Source organism: Mesorhizobium sp. M1A.T.Ca.IN.004.03.1.1 (assembly GCF_003997555.1).
Taxonomy (GTDB): domain Bacteria; phylum Pseudomonadota; class Alphaproteobacteria; order Rhizobiales; family Rhizobiaceae; genus Mesorhizobium.
Genome location: NZ_RZTV01000905.1, coordinates 1 through 244, shown reverse-complemented (window position 1 = coordinate 244; position 244 = coordinate 1). Strand labels below are relative to the sequence as shown.

General features: G+C 59.4%; 1 pseudogene. It reads right to left on the bottom strand.

Features of this window, described 5'->3' with window-relative positions:
- Window positions 1-243: pseudogene (locus EOD29_RS34305) on the bottom strand (ABC transporter permease); the annotation flags it as partial.
- Window position 244 lies beyond the last annotated feature (1 nt).

The window sequence follows — 244 nt, the reverse complement described above, 5'->3', positions numbered from 1 at the left end:
GACCGCGCCGAGCGCGAGAATGAGCGGCAGCGCCAGCATCCATGACATATCCTGGACCGCGATGAAATCGACGAACAGCACGCCGAGAAGTGCTACCAGCGAGCCCACGGAAAGCTCGATACCGCCTGTAATGATGACAAAGGCCTGGCCGATCGACAGGATGCCAAACAGACCGATCAGGTTGGCAGTGTTGGCCAGGTTGATCGGCAGCAGGAAGCGCGGATTGATGATGGCGACGACGATG